The 18,307-nt window shown below is 57.8% G+C and carries 7 protein-coding genes; all 7 read right to left on the reverse strand.

Annotated elements, in window-relative coordinates:
* A partial coding sequence (locus N7607_RS11020) for an ATPase, T2SS/T4P/T4SS family (RefSeq protein WP_279867824.1) occupies positions 1 to 687 on the reverse strand: 687 nt, incomplete at its 3' end.
* Positions 688 to 788: 101 nt separating this feature from the next.
* Positions 789 to 1,196, reverse strand: coding sequence for a hypothetical protein (locus N7607_RS11025; RefSeq protein ID WP_279867825.1), 408 nt, complete (start codon positions 1,194 to 1,196; stop codon positions 789 to 791).
* Positions 1,165 to 2,601, reverse strand: coding sequence for a hypothetical protein (locus N7607_RS11030; RefSeq protein WP_279867826.1), 1,437 nt, complete (start codon positions 2,599 to 2,601; stop codon positions 1,165 to 1,167). Before N7607_RS11030 ends, N7607_RS11025 begins: the two co-directional genes overlap by 32 nt.
* 11 nt (positions 2,602 to 2,612) lie before the next feature.
* Positions 2,613 to 8,939, reverse strand: coding sequence for a hypothetical protein (locus N7607_RS11035; protein WP_279867827.1), 6,327 nt, complete (start codon positions 8,937 to 8,939; stop codon positions 2,613 to 2,615).
* Positions 8,936 to 16,042, reverse strand: a complete 7,107-nt coding sequence (locus tag N7607_RS11040; RefSeq protein ID WP_279867828.1) for a thrombospondin type 3 repeat-containing protein — start codon at positions 16,040 to 16,042, stop codon at positions 8,936 to 8,938. Before N7607_RS11040 ends, N7607_RS11035 begins: the two co-directional genes overlap by 4 nt.
* Positions 16,043 to 16,493: 451 nt before the next feature.
* Positions 16,494 to 17,360, reverse strand: a complete 867-nt coding sequence (locus N7607_RS11045) for a hypothetical protein (protein ID WP_279867829.1) — start codon at positions 17,358 to 17,360, stop codon at positions 16,494 to 16,496.
* Positions 17,347 to 18,216 (reverse strand): peptidylprolyl isomerase, encoded by an 870-nt coding sequence (locus N7607_RS11050; RefSeq protein ID WP_279867830.1) that lies wholly within the window; start codon positions 18,214 to 18,216, stop codon positions 17,347 to 17,349. The genes N7607_RS11045 and N7607_RS11050 overlap by 14 nt, the downstream gene beginning before the upstream one ends.
* Between the last annotated feature and the right edge of the window lie 91 nt (positions 18,217 to 18,307).

The raw sequence follows: 18,307 nt of genomic DNA on the forward strand, positions 1-18,307 counted from the left end.
TTGCTTGTCGAGCAGGCGCAGCACTACCCGCTCGCCGTTGGCCGAGGGCAGTGTGGAGACGCGGATATCGACTTCGCGGCCGCCGACCTTGAGCGAGATACGGCCGTCCTGCGGCACGCGCTTTTCGGCGATGTCCAGGCGCGCCATGACCTTGACCCGCGAGACCAGCAGCGCGGCCAGCTCGCGGCGCGGCTCGATCACTTCGCGCAGGATGCCGTCGACGCGGAAGCGCACCACCAGGCGTTTCTCGAAGGTTTCCAGGTGGATGTCGGAGGCGCCGGCCTTGATCGCCTCGCTGAGGATGGCGTTGATCAGGCGGATGATCGGCGCGTCGTCTTCCTGCTCCAGCAGGTCGCCGGATTCGGGGGTGAGCTCGGCCAGGCTGGCCAGGTCGAGCTCGGCGCCAAGGCCCTCGGCCATCTGCCGCACCTCGGAGGAGTCGCGCTGATAGGCCAGGGTCAGTTCCTGCTCGAAGGCTTCCGGCTCCAGCCAGTGCAGCGGCAGCACACGACCGGCGAAACGCTGGGCCTCCTGCACGGCCGCCAGGCTGGCACCGCGGCGCACCTGCAGCTGCGCCTGGCCAAAGGGCTCGCGCAGCAGTACGCCGTGGCGTTTGGCGAAGGCGAAAGGCAGGGAGCGCAGGGGCTCAATAGGGCGAGTGATGGGCTCTGGATAAGAAGCATGCATTACAAAATTCGCTGAACTAAGTCAGAAAAACAGCGGCCATAATACACAGGCTGTAAGCCGGCCCACTAAATACACTGTGAATATAGAGCGGAGCGACCAGATCAACCATGGATAAATTGATACAACCACGCCCCTAATACAATTTCAAACGCTAGCCAAATCAGCGCAAAGAAAACAGCAAATAACCAGCTCAACCAAGAGGCAGAAAAGGCAGGCATTGATCGAGCGATGAAGAACATCAGCACACAGGACAACAGAGGAAAAAAACGATCAATTCGACTCGCAGGTAACGAGAGAAACAATACAACCAACCCTACACTTAGAAGAAAGGCGAACAATAGACAAAAAAAAGCGTGCTTGCGCATACCCATGCGTAGATAGTTAAAGACAAGCAGAAAAAAACCGCCTGGCAACGAAGCAATAGCAGCTGCCAATATTATCTGGGGGCGTGAAAAAGAAATAAAACTTCGCAAACGCTCATTCCCATAGCACTGTTTTGGCAACAACATCGAGCGAAACCAATCTCTGCCCACCGCTACGAAAGCCAAGCTGGAGCTTGCCATCCTCATTGGTAAAGGCAATGTCATCTATCATCGGAGCATTAATAAGATCGGTGCTATCGATAGCCAAAATCTCATTGGTCCGAAGATCAAGCAGACGTAGCAAAGGAAAGTCTACATCGTCACCGTACTCTACGAAGGCGACCAAGCCGAGAGTGTTACTTGCAGCAACAGCGGCGACAGTAGTTTCATGCCCATCTGCCACGACCCTCCGTTGAATGGCCTGTAGCAGGCCGATGGGATCGGACAGCAATTCGATATAAGGCGAATGAGAGAGATCCAGCTTGAAAGGCTTAGCTTTCGAGTTGCTAGCCTTGCCACGCTCGCGCACCACATGCTCAAGTGCAGGGAAGTGATGAATCTTCCCCCCTGCAATACCGACAAATACACCTAACTCGTTCACCCGCAGGTGATTGCAATTTCTCAACGAAGGGCCGTTCCAAAGATACTGCCCATCGACCAGACTCAGCGCAAATGGGGCATCATGATCAACCGAGTGTTCATCTTGGTATGACTCTATACCATATAAAATGCCATCAAGAACGCAAACAGAAGATACGTAGTGCTGTATGATCTGGCGAAAGTTATCATCGATAACAGAGTACTCTTGCAACCCACTGCAGGACGAAAAATAAATATTCCCACCCGACACGCCTGCCGGATGAAGAGCCCCATTATCAGGAGCCGACAGCGGGATCACCGAGACAGCCCCGCTATGCACATCAATTTTCATCCATGTTGCATAGTCAGAAGTAGCAATCATGTAATTCATCACACGAAAGGCCGACCTTAGCTGCAAGGGAACCTCAATTCGAGCAACCATGTCTACCGCCCCAACCTGAGACCTATAGCCATATAAGCAGGTCTCGTTCTCACCCTGCATCCACCCGTAAATGCAACCTTCATAAATAAATGAATGGCACAACTCCAACTCTATTGGTGCAACTGCGAGCCAAGCGCACGTATCAACAACCAAATATCGCATGGCGCGCTCCGCCCCGCGCACCTCAAACATCAAGTGATGCTCGTCCAATTGGATAAAGTATGGTTGCAGCTTTTCTTCTGATCCTAACGAACCAAAGAAATCGAACAGGCATAACCCAGTATTGATATCGAGGATTTGATCCGTACTTATCAGAAACTCGCCATGAATAGTCCACCAAGCACCGGATCCAGCGCGCTCCGCATAAGTCCAGAAATGATCGCCCGTAGAAGCATCCACTGCTCGCAAGTAAGAATTCTCTTCACCCGGGGTGCAAAACGCGTAGAAGAGACGGCCTCGATCCAACTCCATTACCGTATCGATAATATATTCGCTTCTAGAACCGAATGACCGCGCCTTACCGTACTGCACTACCCACCTCATCACTGAATAAATGGCTTAACTTCAATCGGATCCCAATGCATATCAAATATTTGGCTTAATTTCCCAGCACTACCTGGCTTCACTTCAAAGCATTCAGCCAAATTTTTCAGCGTTGGACTTTTTGCCAATTTCTCTACGAAACGCTTTTTAACAGCATCAACATCTTGAGCATTTTTAAAGAACCCCCCCATCACCACATATTGCAAGAAGGGTGGCTTATTACCATTCTTCCATGTGCAGCCAGGCATCTGCAGCTTGCCGACTACGTTCTCTTCCATATGCTTAACAAACTGATTATCAAGTCGGGCCAAGGACTCCTCACGCTTAGCCCCAGAAGCAGCCCCCATATTCTTGAACTCTCCATATACATCCTTGTATTTTTCACTTTTGTACACAGCGTCCACGCCTTGCTTGCCAAGACGACCAAAGTCATCTGAGGCAACAATATCATTGGCCCTGACAAACTGCAGATCTACGCCTCTGCTCTTCAAAACATCTTCCATTACCTCAGCGCCCTTCAGCTCGCCGATCAGTCGCTTGTACTGATAGCCGGTGATCTCGGCGTTCTTATTCGGCTCCAGGTGCTTAAGCAAGGCTTGGAAGTCCTTGGGATCGCCACCTCTTCGCAAGCCATAGTCAAACAGTTTCATCATGTAATCAAAGCTTGAGAAGTTCTGTACCTGCCCGGAAATCACAGCAGCCTCACTCATATCATCTAATGGGTTCTGGGATAACGGGTGTGGCTTCAAACGGCCATCTCGCATAGCTTCGAGGATATTCTTCACCGCAGCGCTATTACCGGTCTCAGAAAGACGCTTCAACGTGTCCAGACTCTCGCGAGATACAGAAAGCTTTCCTTGAGAGTCGGCCAGGGTCTTCACAACGGAAACAACATCATCAAAGAAAATCCCTCCCTTCTGATCAGACATCTGCTTCCGCAAGGTGAGAATGTAACTTTCGAGCTGCGAGCCACAAAGTGCACCGGCCGGCGGCGCGGCCTCAGCCCATTCAATATTCGTCAGGAATGACAAGCGCGCCAGATAGAACGCATCACCTCCAGACAATATGTCAGCTTGTGCCAGCGGGCACTGCAGGCCCTGCATCCTCCGCAGAACGACCTTCAATTCTAGGAAGTTCTTCAGGTCACGCATACTACGCACAGTTGCCATGAACAACTGCAGCGATGCCCTGCCGGCGGAGCTGAGCATGCCTTTCAGCGCATCTCCGAGAGCAGATATTTCTTTAACTACAGCGCGCCCCCCTTCTCTGAAGAACTTAACCACCAGATTAGCGGTGTACTTGAAAATAGACCCCCCGGCTTTCAAAAGCGCCACCGGGTCCATTACCAATTCCTTTAAAAACGCTTTGAGGAAAGCCAGACTTGCTCGCAGCGGGCCTACAGCGACGGCCCCCGCGCCTCCCGAAACCACGACGGTAACGATTGTCAGCGTTAGGCTGATGGCCGCAAAGGCCAACTCCATCTTGTCAACTTCGTCCCATCTTCCATTAAAGATCAGATAAAGCGCATTACCTATGGTATATAGATCCGACAAACCGCTTATTTCGTAAATCAACTTCCCAGCAGCCTGAACATAGTCGAATGCTGCCCCACCCTTCTCCCTCATATAGTTGATCGCGTCGGAAAAAGATGCCGAATCAGCCACCGCGATGCCACCCTCATGGCGATCTACTTTCTGTAGAGATTCGGCAATAGCTGAATCTATCACCAAGCCTGTAAGTCTGGAGTAGAAGTCATTCATGACTTTTATGTCCTTGCGGACTGTAACCCCATCTTTGCTAGCCTCCAAAACCGAGAACCCGACACGCAACATGCGCCCATCAAATCCTTCGGCAAGTTTCACGGAGACATGGCCGAGACCATTGGCATCTAAACGAATCTGTTGGACAGTACTACCATCCTCAAATAGAACTACAGCCCCCCTACTGCCGGAGCCTTCTTTACCAAATTTAATGTCATCAAGGTGGCCAATAAATCCTTCGCCAAATATAAATGCGCCACTCACACCTTGAGGTTTGATAGCACCTGCTGCGGCAATAAACTCAGTTTTGCCATCTACGTCGACCTGCAGCTGACCTGAATCATATCGAATGCCAGCCAGCACCCATTGCTCAGGACTTACTTTAGTCGAAGATGTGACCTCATACTCGCCACCCTCAGTAACTACACGGGCCACCACTCGAAACATCCCAGAGTCTGGGATAAGCCGCAGAGAAAATACCTCTCCGCCATCCTGCCCTAGCTTTCGAAGAACATATATTTCCGCCGCTGACTCCAAAAGAGCGGGATTGGCGCGGAATCTCGCATTGAGAAAGAAACTCTCATCAACTTCGAGAGCAGGTGCATTGGCCAGTGATAAATAACCGCTTCCCAAATGCAAACTGGCGCCTGGCATAGTATAGGATTGCCCCATATCTATTTCAGCTTCGATGGAGTTCACTACGGCCTGGTATAGATCATTGGTAGATGTGATAACCCGCTGGTCTTGCCCTCCGACCTGCGCAGAGTCTATACCCACCATATCCAAATGAAGCAACTCACGACTATTCGGGGCATAAAAACTGCCAGCCCGAATAATTACATCTGTATTTGCCGGGCCATAAACAGTCCCCGTCGCCGACTGAGGCATTGCATAGACAACACTCCCTCCGTTCAGACGCTCAACAGATGCAGAGGCTTTAGATGACAACGCAGCTTGGTCAAATACAATACCTAATTTTCCAGCTTCAGCCTTGTGTAAGACAGAGATGATCTTTTCATCACCAGCCATGCCAACCCGAACATCTCCTTCCCCTGGCTCAGCCGATGCATACAGCGTGGCACGGACCGCCCCACCACCATACGTAGTCGGCCCTGATAACACGCCCTTTGTAGTGCTCAATGCCAGATCTATTGCTTTTTCCGGTGCGCGATTTGCGGTAATAGTAATTATCGAGGTCTCGTTACTGTCGTAACTAATAGCACCCTTCGACACATGCACAGAAAATTGGAATGGTACTTTGGCAATAGATTTTTCCGCCGTTACAGCCCCAGCGGTTGCGCTGACATCTGTGGGGATAGCTTCTTGACCTGCCACATATATGGCAGTAGCCACTCCGCCCTGAGTGAATAACTGCTCTTCTATTAGCTCACCGCTATAACCCAGCCCCCAGTCTACGCGCGTACCATCCGCCACTGCATTACCATATTTATCCCATACTTTCGCAGTTAGTTTTACAGTATCGACGCCACTAGCAAGCACCTCATCCTTGGAGGCTGTCAGCTCAACCCTATCAGGAACATATGCCTCAACAATATAAGGCCCAAACTCTTTCTCAGTTCCAACAGGTATCCGCTTATAATCGGACTGAGCCACCACGACCTTTACGGAATATGAATCACCTGCACGTCGACTGGTAGTTATTTTATTATTTGCCAAACCTCCTTCAACATCCGTCAGGACCGACTCAAGCTTCCCACTAGGCCCCGAGACAGACCAAAGCAGTTTTATTTTTTTGCCTTCCTGCTTTAGCTCTTCTTCACTCAACAGAACATATGCCAACAAATCTCTTTCTGCCGTGTTGGCGGACACCCTATAATTATCAGGCGTGACAACTATCTGAGTATTAACCGACCATTCCCAAAGAATATTTCCCGCGTCGCCATTGGACAAAAGCCGTAGCGAGAGAAAATCATCCGGCGCCAAAGATGATATATATGAAAGATCATCAAACTCTACCTGTCCTGACTTTCCAAGAGTAGCTTTAATCTCTCGCCCTCCAAGGTCGAAGACAAAAGCCTTCTCTCCGCCCCACAGTGTTAACTCTGAAAATTCAGATTTAATAAAATCGAATAGCACTGTGAGCTTATTATCAGCTGCCGATATACTGGGGTTATCCTTCCCTATTAATTCCATTTCCCCAACATATGTATCACGACGAAGAGAGTTGACATTTAGGTCGTAGAGACTGAATTGGAGCTCTGGCCGATAAACCCAGCTATATAGAGGCTCTGGCTTCTTGTATTCGCGTTCCGGGTTTTCTTTCTTTGCTTTGCTCCAAGCCTGCCGTGCCAATTCGCTAGCCTCTTCATCATGCAAAGGCACCATGACCGGCACAAATTTGGAGGGACGATATTGGAGAATCCCGCTACCGCCACCAGAGGAAAAATCAGGATTTCGGTTAGTCGGCTGACCTGCGACTTGTAGATACAAGTGTTGTTTGGCCAACACTTTCTCTGGCAGTTGAATTACTTGGACGTGTTGACCGGGCTTGATCTGGAACTGGGAGAGATTATTGGCACCAACCGGAGCCAGCTGATTGGCCGCAACGATCTTCGCCAGCCGCCCGGTATAGCCGTAATCGGCCAGCTCCTCGGGCAAGGGAGTCCCGTCGACGTCGAGCCAATCGGTATAGATGGCGATGCTGATGTCGCTGCCGAGACCGGCACCTTCGTTGCCGATCAGCTGCTTCTTCTCCTCGCCCTTGGTCGCGCCCTGTTCGATCTTGTTCTTGCGCTCGGCCCAGACTTTGAGGTTGGGCGGGCTCATCTCGATCTGCTGGCCAGTGAATCCCATGTACCCGCTACTGACATCAGCAGATTCAAGTTGGTAACGCAGGCTACCCATATAGCCAGTGGGACGGTTGATGGCGATGATGCGCACCATCTCGCCCGGCTTCAGGTGGTTGGCATTGCGCTTCTGGAACTCCTCCTTGAAGCCACCGGCACTCTGCCACTTGGTGAACTCCTTCCCTCCCTGGTCGATTCCCCACAAACTGAATATGCCCTCCTTTTCACCACGCAAGTGAATGGTGAAACGGAAGCTGCCTGTTTCGGAATCCACACCGGAATAGTTCTTGTAGAGCTCCGACTCATGAAGGCCCCTGCGCTCGGCAACCAACTGGCCGTTGGACTCGCGGAATACATAGATGTCGGTGTCTCGCAGGTCGTCTTCGCTGATAGTTTCGAGCAGAGCTCGATCCTGGAAGTCCGGCGAGGTATCGATCAGGCGTGTGAAGTCAGGGCCGGTTTCTTCGGTATCGGCCGGCACGGATTCGTAGCGACTCGACAGGTAAATGCCTTGGAGCTCAGCCTCCTCCAGGCTGGTCTTGACGAAGACCTCACGCTCCTCACCATCGATCTCCTTCTTGACCTTCTTGCCGGGCACCGCCCAGTCGGGCTTCTCATCGCCGTCGAAGTCGTACTTCTCCTGCAGACGATGGTCACGCTCGCCGGTCTCGGAGCTGTACTCGGTCTTGCCGCCAAGTTTCGCGCCACGCAGAGTGGCGGCGCCATCGATGACCATCAGGTCCAGCGGAAAGTCGAGATTGGGCTCAGCCGGCATGGCCATGCTCAGCTTGATACCCATCAGCAGCCAGCTGTACACCTCGAAGCCGGTACAGAAATCCCAGTCCGGACGGACTATGTAATAGGGCAGATAGGATTTGCCGCGCGGATTGAAGCGCTTGTAGTAGAGCTCGAGATAGGCGTCGGTCTTGTACTCAATGGAGAAGCCCGGGCAGGGCGGCAGCATGTAGGGCATTACATAGCGACCATCCTCGCCGGTGGTGGTGCCGCCCTCGTGCCACAGCCGTATGGGTACTCCCGCGAGCGGACCATAGATCTGCGACTCGCGATCACGCCCCAGGTTCTCGTTGACCTTGCCGTCCTTGCCGTGAAAACCGACCCGATAGCCGATGGTATTGGCCGTCTGATGGAGGATGTCACCCTGCTCGGACAACAGCAGCGACTGGCTACTGCTGCTGGGCTGCACGTCGGACTTGATGGGCAGCTCGAGGAGCAGCAGCTCCTTGCCATCGGTAGAGAAGAGCTGCTCGTCAGCGCGGACCAGCACGGTCAGCGAGCTCATGGAAATCGAAGGCTTCTTGATGGTCTCGCCGGTCACCGTCTTGAACGTCTTGCCTCGGTACTCCGAGGCCTTCATGACCTGGCTGTCGGGGTAGCGCTGACGGGCATCGCTGAGGCGTTGCAGGTAGGCACGATAGGTGCCCGCCGGCATGACCTTGGCACGCTCCAGCGGGCCGGTCGCCTCGCCGATCTCGGCAGCCTCCTTGCCGCTGGTGTTGAACTCCACGTAGACGGGGCGGCCGTTCGGCCCGGGAACGATCGCCCGGGTATAGGCGGCGCCGATCTTGAGATAGGTCTGCGGGATGTACACCCCCGGGATGCTCAGCAGGCCGAAGGCATGAGCCGTTCCGCACCAGGCCGGCAGCAGCAGGAGCAATGCGGCCAGCAGGCCCCTGCCAACAGAGGCGCCTTTGAGGAGTCGAGTGGAGTACTGCATCACCGGCTTGTCCATTTGAGTCATTGTCCCTGGGCCGCCTGGGCGGCCTTGATCACGCTATACAGTTCCGCCTGCAGCTGGCGCAGGTTGATATCGCCCGTCGCATAGGCCTGCAGTGCAGGCTGGGCTTCCAACCCTGCCAGGGCGAAGCCGAGCAGATCCAGGCTGTGCAGTTCCAGCTTGCCCACACTGCGAATGCGGAAGTTGTCGATCACCCCGACGCCGACCGGCACGACGCGGCCGGCTTCCGGATCGAGACCGACGATCACGACGTGGCCACCGTTCTCCGGCAGATATTCATGGCTGTCGCCCAGCGGCAGCGCGGCCAGATCCAGGCTCACCTCACCCTCCACACGGACCCCGCCCGGCTGTAGCGAGTACATCCAGTAGGGCATTGCCATGGGATCTACCGGGAAGGGCAGCTCGGTGATGGTGAGCATCTGGGCATGCACATCGCCCTGTTGCTGGCCATCGGGGAACTGCAGGCGCGCCTGGGTGAGATCCAGCTTGATCTCACCCTGCAGCAGGCTGAACTGCTCGCCACCACGCAGCGGAACGTAGGGCAGCTCCGAGCTGAGCTGCGACAACGGTACGCGGCCGATATCGTTCAAGGCGCCCTGCTGGACCGTAATCGCGCGGCTGCTGCTGCCGTAGCTCTTGTTCGCCTGGCCCGGGTTGAGTTGCAGCTGATACTGGCCTCCGGCGATGTTCCGCTCGGCACCTTCAGCGAAGCCGAAGCTGAAACCGCCATCGCGATTGGTGACGGTACTGCGCCCCAATTCCTCGATACGCACCTCGACGTTGACTGCCGGCTGGCTCAACTGGTCCATCAAGGTGCCAGTGATAAGAGTCGGCAGCGGGCGGGTGCGGTAGCGGATGCGGCCAAGCTCCTCGCCGGCGTAGGTCGCCTCGACCGTGATTTCCGCGTCGTAGGCTAGATCCTGCTCGGGGTAGAAGGCGACCACCTGGCTGCCCGGCAGCTCCGACAGCTTGCCGCTGACCGGCTGGAAGTCGCGGTTGACGTCAACCAGCTGGTGTCCCTTGGCGTTCAGCTCGTCGGTGCCCAGGCCGTCCAGATCGACATAACTCTTGCCGTGTGCCGTCTCGAAGACCTTGACCTCGAGCTTGCTCAGATCGACGGCTTGATTGAAGTAGAAGCCGATGAAATCGTTCGGCTCGACATCGCGCGCGCCGTTGTCCGGCGAGATGCGTTCCAACGCCAGCGGCACCTGCACCGGAGTGACTACCTTGATTGTCCGGCTGCTCTGCGCCATCACCTGCTGAGTGGCGTTCTGCAGCACGGCGAGCAGGCGATATTCGCCGCTTTGCGCCGGTATCTGCAGGTTCGCACTCTTCAGCGTGGTGTCGCCGGCAAGCTCCGCCTCGCTCAGGGTATCGCCGTTGGCCGACAGCAGCACCGCGCGGGGGACCAGCTGGCCGCTGAGGTCCTCGATGCGCGCCGCCACCTGCAGGTCGATCGGCTGCCCCAGGTTGAGCAGCTCGGTGCCCTCGGTCGGCAGCACCCAGTTGATCGCGGCCTGCCCCGACAGCTCTAGACTGTACTCGCGACGCAGCTGGTTCCCGGCCTGGTCGCGTGCGTCCAGCGTCAGGGTGACCGGCTGCCCCAGAGACAGTGCCACCCTGGTAGAGAAGCGGAACTCTCCCGCCTGGGCACCCGGCTGCAGGGCCACGTCGTTACCATTGATCTGGAAGCTGGCCGGATTGCTTTCCCGCAGCGTGCCGCTGACCGGGAAGGGTTGCTCGCTGACGCGGTTCTCCGCCGGCAGGTCCACCAGTTGCTGGTCGAGGATGATCTGCGGCAGCTGCTTGTCCAGCTGCCAGCTGAGGCTCTGGCGCTTCTCCTGGCCGGTACGATCCCGCGCCAGCAGTTCGACGCTGAACGAGGATTGCCCGGCGGGCACATTCAGCACCTCGCGCAGGTCCATCAGCTGCTGACCTACCTCGCGCAGAACCAGGCTGCGCCCGTTCAGGCTGACCCGATCGAGCCCCGCCTCGGCGTATACCTGACCAGTCAGCACGAAGCCTTCGCCCGGCAGCAGGCTGCCATTCACCGGCGACAGGTTGTCGAAGCGCGGCGGCTGGAAGCTGGCTTGCGGCGGCTGGTAGGTGACCAGGATGGTCCGCTGCACGCTGCGCTGATCGATCTTGGCCTGGATCGCCAGGGTGTTGTTACCGGGCTGTAGCGTGATGGCCGGGGACTGGAAGCCGAACTCTGTCACCTGGGAGGTAGGCGTGAGTGTCGCGACCTGGCCGTTGACCTGCACCTCCATCTTCTGCGCAGGGCTATCGCTGCGCAGAATGCCTCGCACCACCAGGGTGGCACTGTTGAGGACGGCACCCTGATGGGGATAGTCGATGACCAGGCCGATGTCGCTGGCGGGAATCACTCGTTCCACGGTACGGATCAGCCGCGCGCTGTTGCCCGCCTTGTCGAAGGCCGTCAGGGTGAGTAGGTTGCTACCTTCCAGCAACGGAACGCTGGCGGTCCACTTGCCATTCTGCAGGGTCACGGCGAAGCGCGCGTTCGAATAGCGGTCCGAGGTGAATTCGAGCCGATCCACTCCCGATCGGGCGTCGCTGACACTACCGGTCAGGCTTACGCTGTCCTCGTTGACGCTGATGACTTCGGGTCCGTCGATGCCGACCTCCGGCGCCTGGCGGTCCGGGAAGTCCGTCGCATCGTTCGGGTTGGTGCCGGCAGCCTCTTCGTCCTGGTTGCTGACGCCATCACCGTCGCGGTCCGGGTCGGCGTTGTCGCCGATGCGGTCACCGTCCAGGTCCTTGCTCTCGGTCTTGTCGTCCGGGAAGGCGTCCTGGTCGTTGGCTACGCCATCGCCATCGCGGTCGCTATCCAGGCTGTCCGGGATACCGTCCTTGTCCTGGTCCGCCGGCACGCTGGAGGCGTTGTTCGGATCGGTACCGGCCTGGGTCTCGTAGTCGTTTGAGATGCCGTCGCCGTCACGGTCCGGGTCGGCGTTGTCGCCGATACGGTCACCGTCCAGGTCCTTGCTCTCAGTCTTGTCGTCCGGGAAGGCGTCCTGCTCGTTGGCCACGCCATCACCATCGCGGTCGCTGTCCAGGCTGTCCGGGATGCCGTCCTTGTCCTGGTCCGGCGGCACGCTGGAGGCGTTGTTCGGATCGGTACCGGCCTGGGTCTCGTAGTCGTTGGCGATGCCATCGCCGTCACGGTCCGGGTCGGCGTTGTCGCCAATACGGTCACCGTCCAGGTCCTTGCTCTCGGTCTTGTCGTCCGGGAAGACGTCTTGTTCGTTGGCTACGCCATCGCCATCACGGTCGCTGTCCAGGCTGTCCGGGATACCGTCCTTGTCCTGGTCCGGCGGCACGCTGGAGGCGTTGTTCGGATCGGTACCTGCCTGGGTCTCGTAGTCGTTGGAGATGCCGTCGCCGTCACGGTCCGGGTCGGCGTTGTCGCCGATACGGTCACCGTCCAGGTCCTTGCTCTCGGTCTTGTCGTCCGGGAAAGCGTCCTGCTCGTTGGCTACGCCATCGCCGTCACGATCGCTGTCCAGGCTGTCCGGGATGCCGTCCTTGTCCTGATCCGCCGGCACGCTCGCCGCGTTGTTCGGATCGGTACCGGCCTGGGTCTCGTAGTCGTTGGAGATACCATCGCCGTCGCGGTCCGGGTCGGCGTTGTCGCCGATGCGGTCACCGTCCAGGTCCTTGCTCTCGGTCTTGTCGTCCGGGAAGGCGTCCTGGTCGTTGGCTACGCCATCGCCGTCACGATCACTGTCCAGACTGTCCGGGATACCGTCCTTGTCCTGGTCGGCCGGCTTGCTGCTGGCGTCGTTAGGATTGGTACCGACCTGCTCTTCCAGAGCATTGGAGAAGCCGTCGCCATCGCGGTCCGGGTCGGCGTTGTCGCCGATACCGTCGCCATCCAGGTCACTGCTCTCCGCAGGGTTGCCCGGGAATGCATCGACCGGATTGAGCACACCGTCGCCATCCAGATCGTTATCCAAGCTGTCCGGGATGCCGTCCTTGTCTTGGTCGGAAGGCTTACTGTTGGCGTCGTTCGGGTCGGTGCCGGCCTGAGTCTCGTAGTCGTTGGAGATGCCGTCACCATCTCGATCCGGGTCGGCGTTGTCGCCAATACGGTCGCCATCCAGGTCCTTGGACTCGGTCTTGTCGTCCGGGAAGGCGTCCTGGTCGTTGGCTACGCCATCGCCGTCGCGATCACTGTCCAGACTGTCCGGGATGCCGTCCTTGTCCTGATCCGCCGGCACGCTTACCGCATTATTCGGATCGGTGCCGGCCTGAGTCTCGTAGTCGTTGGAGATGCCGTCGCCATCGCGGTCCGGGTCGGCGTTGTCGCCAATACGGTCGCCGTCCAAATCCTTGGATTCGTTCTTGTCGTCCGGGAATGCGTCCTGCTCGTTGGCCACGCCGTCGCCATCGCGGTCGCTGTCCAGGCTGTCCGGGATACCGTCCTTGTCCTGGTCCGGCGGTACGCTGGAGGCGTTGCTCGGATCAGTACCGGCCTGGGTCTCATAGTCGTTGGAGACGCCGTCGCCATCGCGGTCCGAGTCAGCGTTGTCGCCGATGCGGTCACCGTCCAGATCCTTGGACTCGGTCTTGTCGTCCGGGAAGGCGTCCTGGTCGTTGGCCACGCCATCGCCGTCACGATCACTGTCCAAGCTGTCCGGGATGCCGTCCTTGTCCTCATCTGCCGGCACGCTCGTCGCGTTGTTCGGATCGGTACCAGCCTGGGTCTCGTAGTCGTTGGAGATACCGTCGCCGTCTCGGTCCGGGTCGGCGTTGTCGCCAATGCCATCGCCATCCAGATCCTTGCTCTCCGCCGGATTGCTCGGGAAAGCATCCTGATCGTTGGCTACGCCGTCACCATCCAGATCGCTGTCCAGGCTATCGGGAATACCATCCTTGTCCTGATCAGCCGGCACGCTCGCCGCATTATTCGGATCGGTGCCGGCCAGGGTCTCGTAGTCGTTGGAAATGCCGTCGCCGTCGCGATCCGGGTCGGCATTATCGCCGATACCATCGCGGTCCAGGTCGCTGAGCTCGCCAGGATTGTCGGGGAACAGATCGATATCGTTGGGTACACCATCGCCATCGCGATCTATATCCAGCGCGTCTGGCACTCCGTCCCGATCCAAGTCGGTTGGTACCTTCGCAGGATCATTCGGGTCGGTGCCGGCCTGGATCTCGTAGTCATTGGAAATACCATCGCCGTCGCGGTCCGGGTCGGCGTTGTCGCCAATGCCGTCGCCGTCCAGGTCTTTGGATTCATTCTTGTCGTCCGGGAAGACGTCCTGGTCGTTGGCTACGCCATCGCCGTCGCGGTCACTGTCCAGGCTATCCGGGATACCGTCCTTGTCCTGATCCGCAGGCACGCTCGCCGCATTATTCGGATCGGTGCCGGCCTCGGTCTCGTAATCGTTGGAAATACCGTCGCCATCGCGGTCCGGGTCGGCGTTGTCGCCAACGCCGTCACCATCCAAGTCTTTGGATTCATTCTTGTCGTCCGGGAAGGCATCCTGGCCGTTGGCTACGCCATCGCCATCACGATCCGGGTCAAGAATATCCGGGATGCCGTCCTTGTCCTGGTCCGCAGGCACACTATTGGGGTCATTCGGATTGGAGCCGGCCTGCTCTTCATGCTCGTTAGACACACCATCGCCATCGCGATCGGAGTCCAGGCTATCGCCGATACCATCGCCATCCAGATCGCAGAGCATTCCGAAATCCACAGCAGCAAGCGCAGCTGGATTGAAACGAGTGCGCGCCAAGGCTTCCAGCGCAACATTGCCAGCCACTGCGCCACCAAAGAGCAGAGAACCATACTGCTGGGTCAGCTTGCCTCGGCTGTAGACGAAACCTGCCAGTGTCGAGCTGGACGCCAGGGTGACGTTGCCTCCGGTCAACACCAATAGCCGCGATGGCTCTCCTGGCTGCTCGTAACCCGCTGCGTTGAGTCGCGCCTGCCAGGGCAGATCAAGGCCACCCAACAGGTGCAGCCTGACCGTTCCCTGACCGATGGGTAGCACGCGCGCCTCACTGGCCAGGGTCAGTTTCTCGATCCAATAGTCGCCTGGCGCCAACTCGAGGATGCCTCGATAGCCAACCTCCAGCTCGCGCAGGCGATAGGTGCCCGGCGTGGCGAAGCGCGCCTTGGCCATGCCACCCACAGCAAGCCGCGCCCACTCCTTACGACTGCCATCCAGGACGACACTCCCGGCAAACCCTACATCCTGGCGATAGCCATCGGTGGTCTTGAGGAAAGTCGGCAAGGCCGGAACTGCAACTGTGGAGTAACTGGCCTGGCAGTTCTGAGCACCGCAGCTTCGGGCCGTAGACGCAAAGCTGCTTTCGACCAACAGTGCCGGTAGGTAGGCCGATGGCGCATCACGCAGCTGGGCATTCAGGCCGAAGCTGATACGACCTTCATTGCCATGGGTCTGCAGCCCTTTGCTAAAAGCGGCGACACAGAGGTTAGGCTGGGACGGCGGAGGCGTGACCTGAGGCGTGCTCTGCGCATTGCGGATATCGCTGCCAGCAAGGCGTTCGCGCTCGTCATCATGGCCATCGCCATCGGTATCGTCGTCGAACAGGTCCAGTGAGCCATCTCTGTCGAGGTCGGTGCTTTCGCGGCACTGACGATTCCAGTCCAGCGTGCCAATCGCCGCCTCGCGGGTCACCACGCGTGCAGCGCTGGCCAAGTCGACGCTGCGGGCGTTGAGGGCACCGCTCAGGAGGGCTGAGAAGGCTGCGCGATAATCACCGTCGACATAGGCCAGTGCATTGATCGTGCTCGACGACTCCTGGGTCAGATTGCCTCGCACAAAGAGCTGCAGAGCTTCCGCTTGCCCCGATCCGTCATCGACCCCATTGATACGCGCCTGGAAAGGCACGTTGAGGGAATTGCCCACCATCAGGCGAGCGTTACCGCCGGCCACACGAATCTGGCTATTAGCTGCCATGTCCAGCTGGCCGATCCAATAACGCCCAGGCGCCAAGGTAACCTTGGCGCCATAGGCAAGGCTCAGACGCTCGATGTAATAGGCGTGGTGTTGATCGTTGAAGCCAAGAGAGGCACCAGCACCCAGCTCGATGGCACGATAGCGACTCACTTCGCTGCCACCGGCCTCGGCTACCTCGAGGTAGCCGATCCGCAGATCATGCTGGCTGGTTGTAGAAGGGAAAACAAGGGTGCCCAAATCACCGGCTGCAAGGCCGCTGGCCTGGCAATTGGCGCTACCGCAGCTGGGCGAGCCCCTGGCATTCTGGACGCGAACGGTATCTATCTGAGGGATTGGGTTGCCGACCAGTTGGCCACCCCATTGGAAGACGACCCCGCCGGAGCCATGCGTCTGAAGGCCACCGGAGAACACAGCACGACAGGTTTCTGTCGCATGCACGCCCCCGCTGGCTGCGCCCAGCAACCAGACGAGCCCCGCCCACAACAGGCGCTGCTTGGCCCTCCCCTTCAGCATCCCCATAGCCCTTTCCATCCGCTTGATACAGCTGCCCTGCCGCTGTCCTTCTAGCCAGCAATCCGCCTGGCCGTTCATGGTTGCTCGTCTAGCGCGAGCTGTACTGCACCTTAACTTGCTGTATGGCTTGAGAGCTCAGCTCCTTCACCGCCTTCTTCAAGGCTTGTGGCGCCAGCTTTTCGCGAATGGCACCACTGACTTCAGCCAGAGACTTGGCCGGCAGCTTCTGTTCGCCGATCACGCGCACCAGCAACAGCTGGCCATTGGTGTACAGAGGAGCAATAGCCCCGACGGCCGTAGGCTCCACCAGACTACGCAGCGGCTGATCCAGCATGTCCGGCCGCAACTTGCTCTGGCGGTACTCCAGGGGGCGCCCTGCGCTCCGCCAAGCGGCCACTAGTGCTTGCCAGTCCTTGCCGTGGGTTTCCGAACCACTGAGCAGCGTGATCAGCTCTGAGCGCTGGCGCTCGTCCAGCTCCGTGGTGCTGGCGATGATCTCGAAACTCTTCTCTACACCACCACCGAACTCCTCGGGGTGACGGTTGTAGTAGTCCGCAACCATTTCCGTGCTCACTGGCTCGGGGGTCGCGTGCTCTTGCAGGTAGTGACGGACCAGCAACTCCTCGCGATAAGCCTGAGCCTTCAAGTCCAATTGTTGCTTCTCGGAAGCATCCAGCTCGCGCTCGGCGAGCAGTGCCATGGCGCGGCTGCTTACCAGGCTATCGAGAATCTTGCGCTCGACTTCCTCGTTGGCAAACAGGGGGGCCGAGTCGCCCAGGGTGCGCTCGATGGTCAGCTCAAGCTGGGCCCGGGAGATTGGCGAGCCATCGACGGTGACCAGCGTCGCCGATGGCTCGACCGGTACCTCCTGCAACGCCTGCTGCGAGGACTCCTCGCAGCCGGCGAGCCCAAACCCGACCAGCAGGCAGCCGAGAGCCCAGTTAACCTTTTGCACTTTCATCCCCAGCCTGGACTTCAGTTTTTTCCGGCTGGGTCTTCTTCTCGATCTTCGCGGCTTGCTTCAGACGATCCAGCTCAGCTTGCTTGGCCTCCTGGCGCAGGCGATAACGAATATCGCCGCTGACAGCCTCAAACGGCTGCTTGATCACCTGCGGCCCCTCTATCACCTTGATGACATGGAAGCCAAAAGGAGTCACCAGCGGCTCTGACAGTTCACCGGCCTTCATGGCGAAGACTTTGCTGCTGAAGGTCGGGTCGATAGCCCCTTCCTGCAGCCAACCCAAATCACCACCCTGCTGGGCCGAAAGCAGATCCTCGGAGAACTCCTTGGCCAGAGCAGTGAAGTCTTCCTGGGCGTTTGCCCTGGAGTAAACCTCCTGAGCCTTGGTCAGTAGCGCCTGCCGCTCGGCATCGCTCATGGCCGGGTTGGTACGCAGCAGGATATGTGCGACATGTACCTTCTTGGCCTGGAACTGGTCGGGATTGGTCGCATAGAAGTTGCGCACCGCTTCGTCGGTAACCCGCTCGCGCAAATATTCCTCGAAGTAACGGCTGATCAGCATCTGTTTACGGAACTCGGAAACCTCGGCCTCCACCTGATCGACAGGGAGCAATCCCTGTTCCTCAATCTGACCGGCCAGCCCCTCGCGCTCCAGGTAATCGTCAAGCTCGCGATTGACCCATTCGGCATTCTGCGCCGGTACACGCTTGAGCTTCAGATAAGCATCGAAACGTTCTTGGGTGACAGTTTTTCCATTGACCTCAGCGATGCTATTACCGCCCGAATCGCACCCCGCCAGGGCAAGGGTCAGAAGGGAGATCGTCAGGGCCAGACGCGGGAACTGCTTCATTGAATCACCATGTTTATAAGGTCAAATTCCTTTTATCGCGGCGAGCGATATACAGGCCAGCCACAAACAAAGTTGTGAAATAAATCACAAA

It is taken from the genome of Pseudomonas sp. GD04019, from assembly GCF_029837695.1.
Classification (GTDB): domain Bacteria; phylum Pseudomonadota; class Gammaproteobacteria; order Pseudomonadales; family Pseudomonadaceae; genus Aquipseudomonas.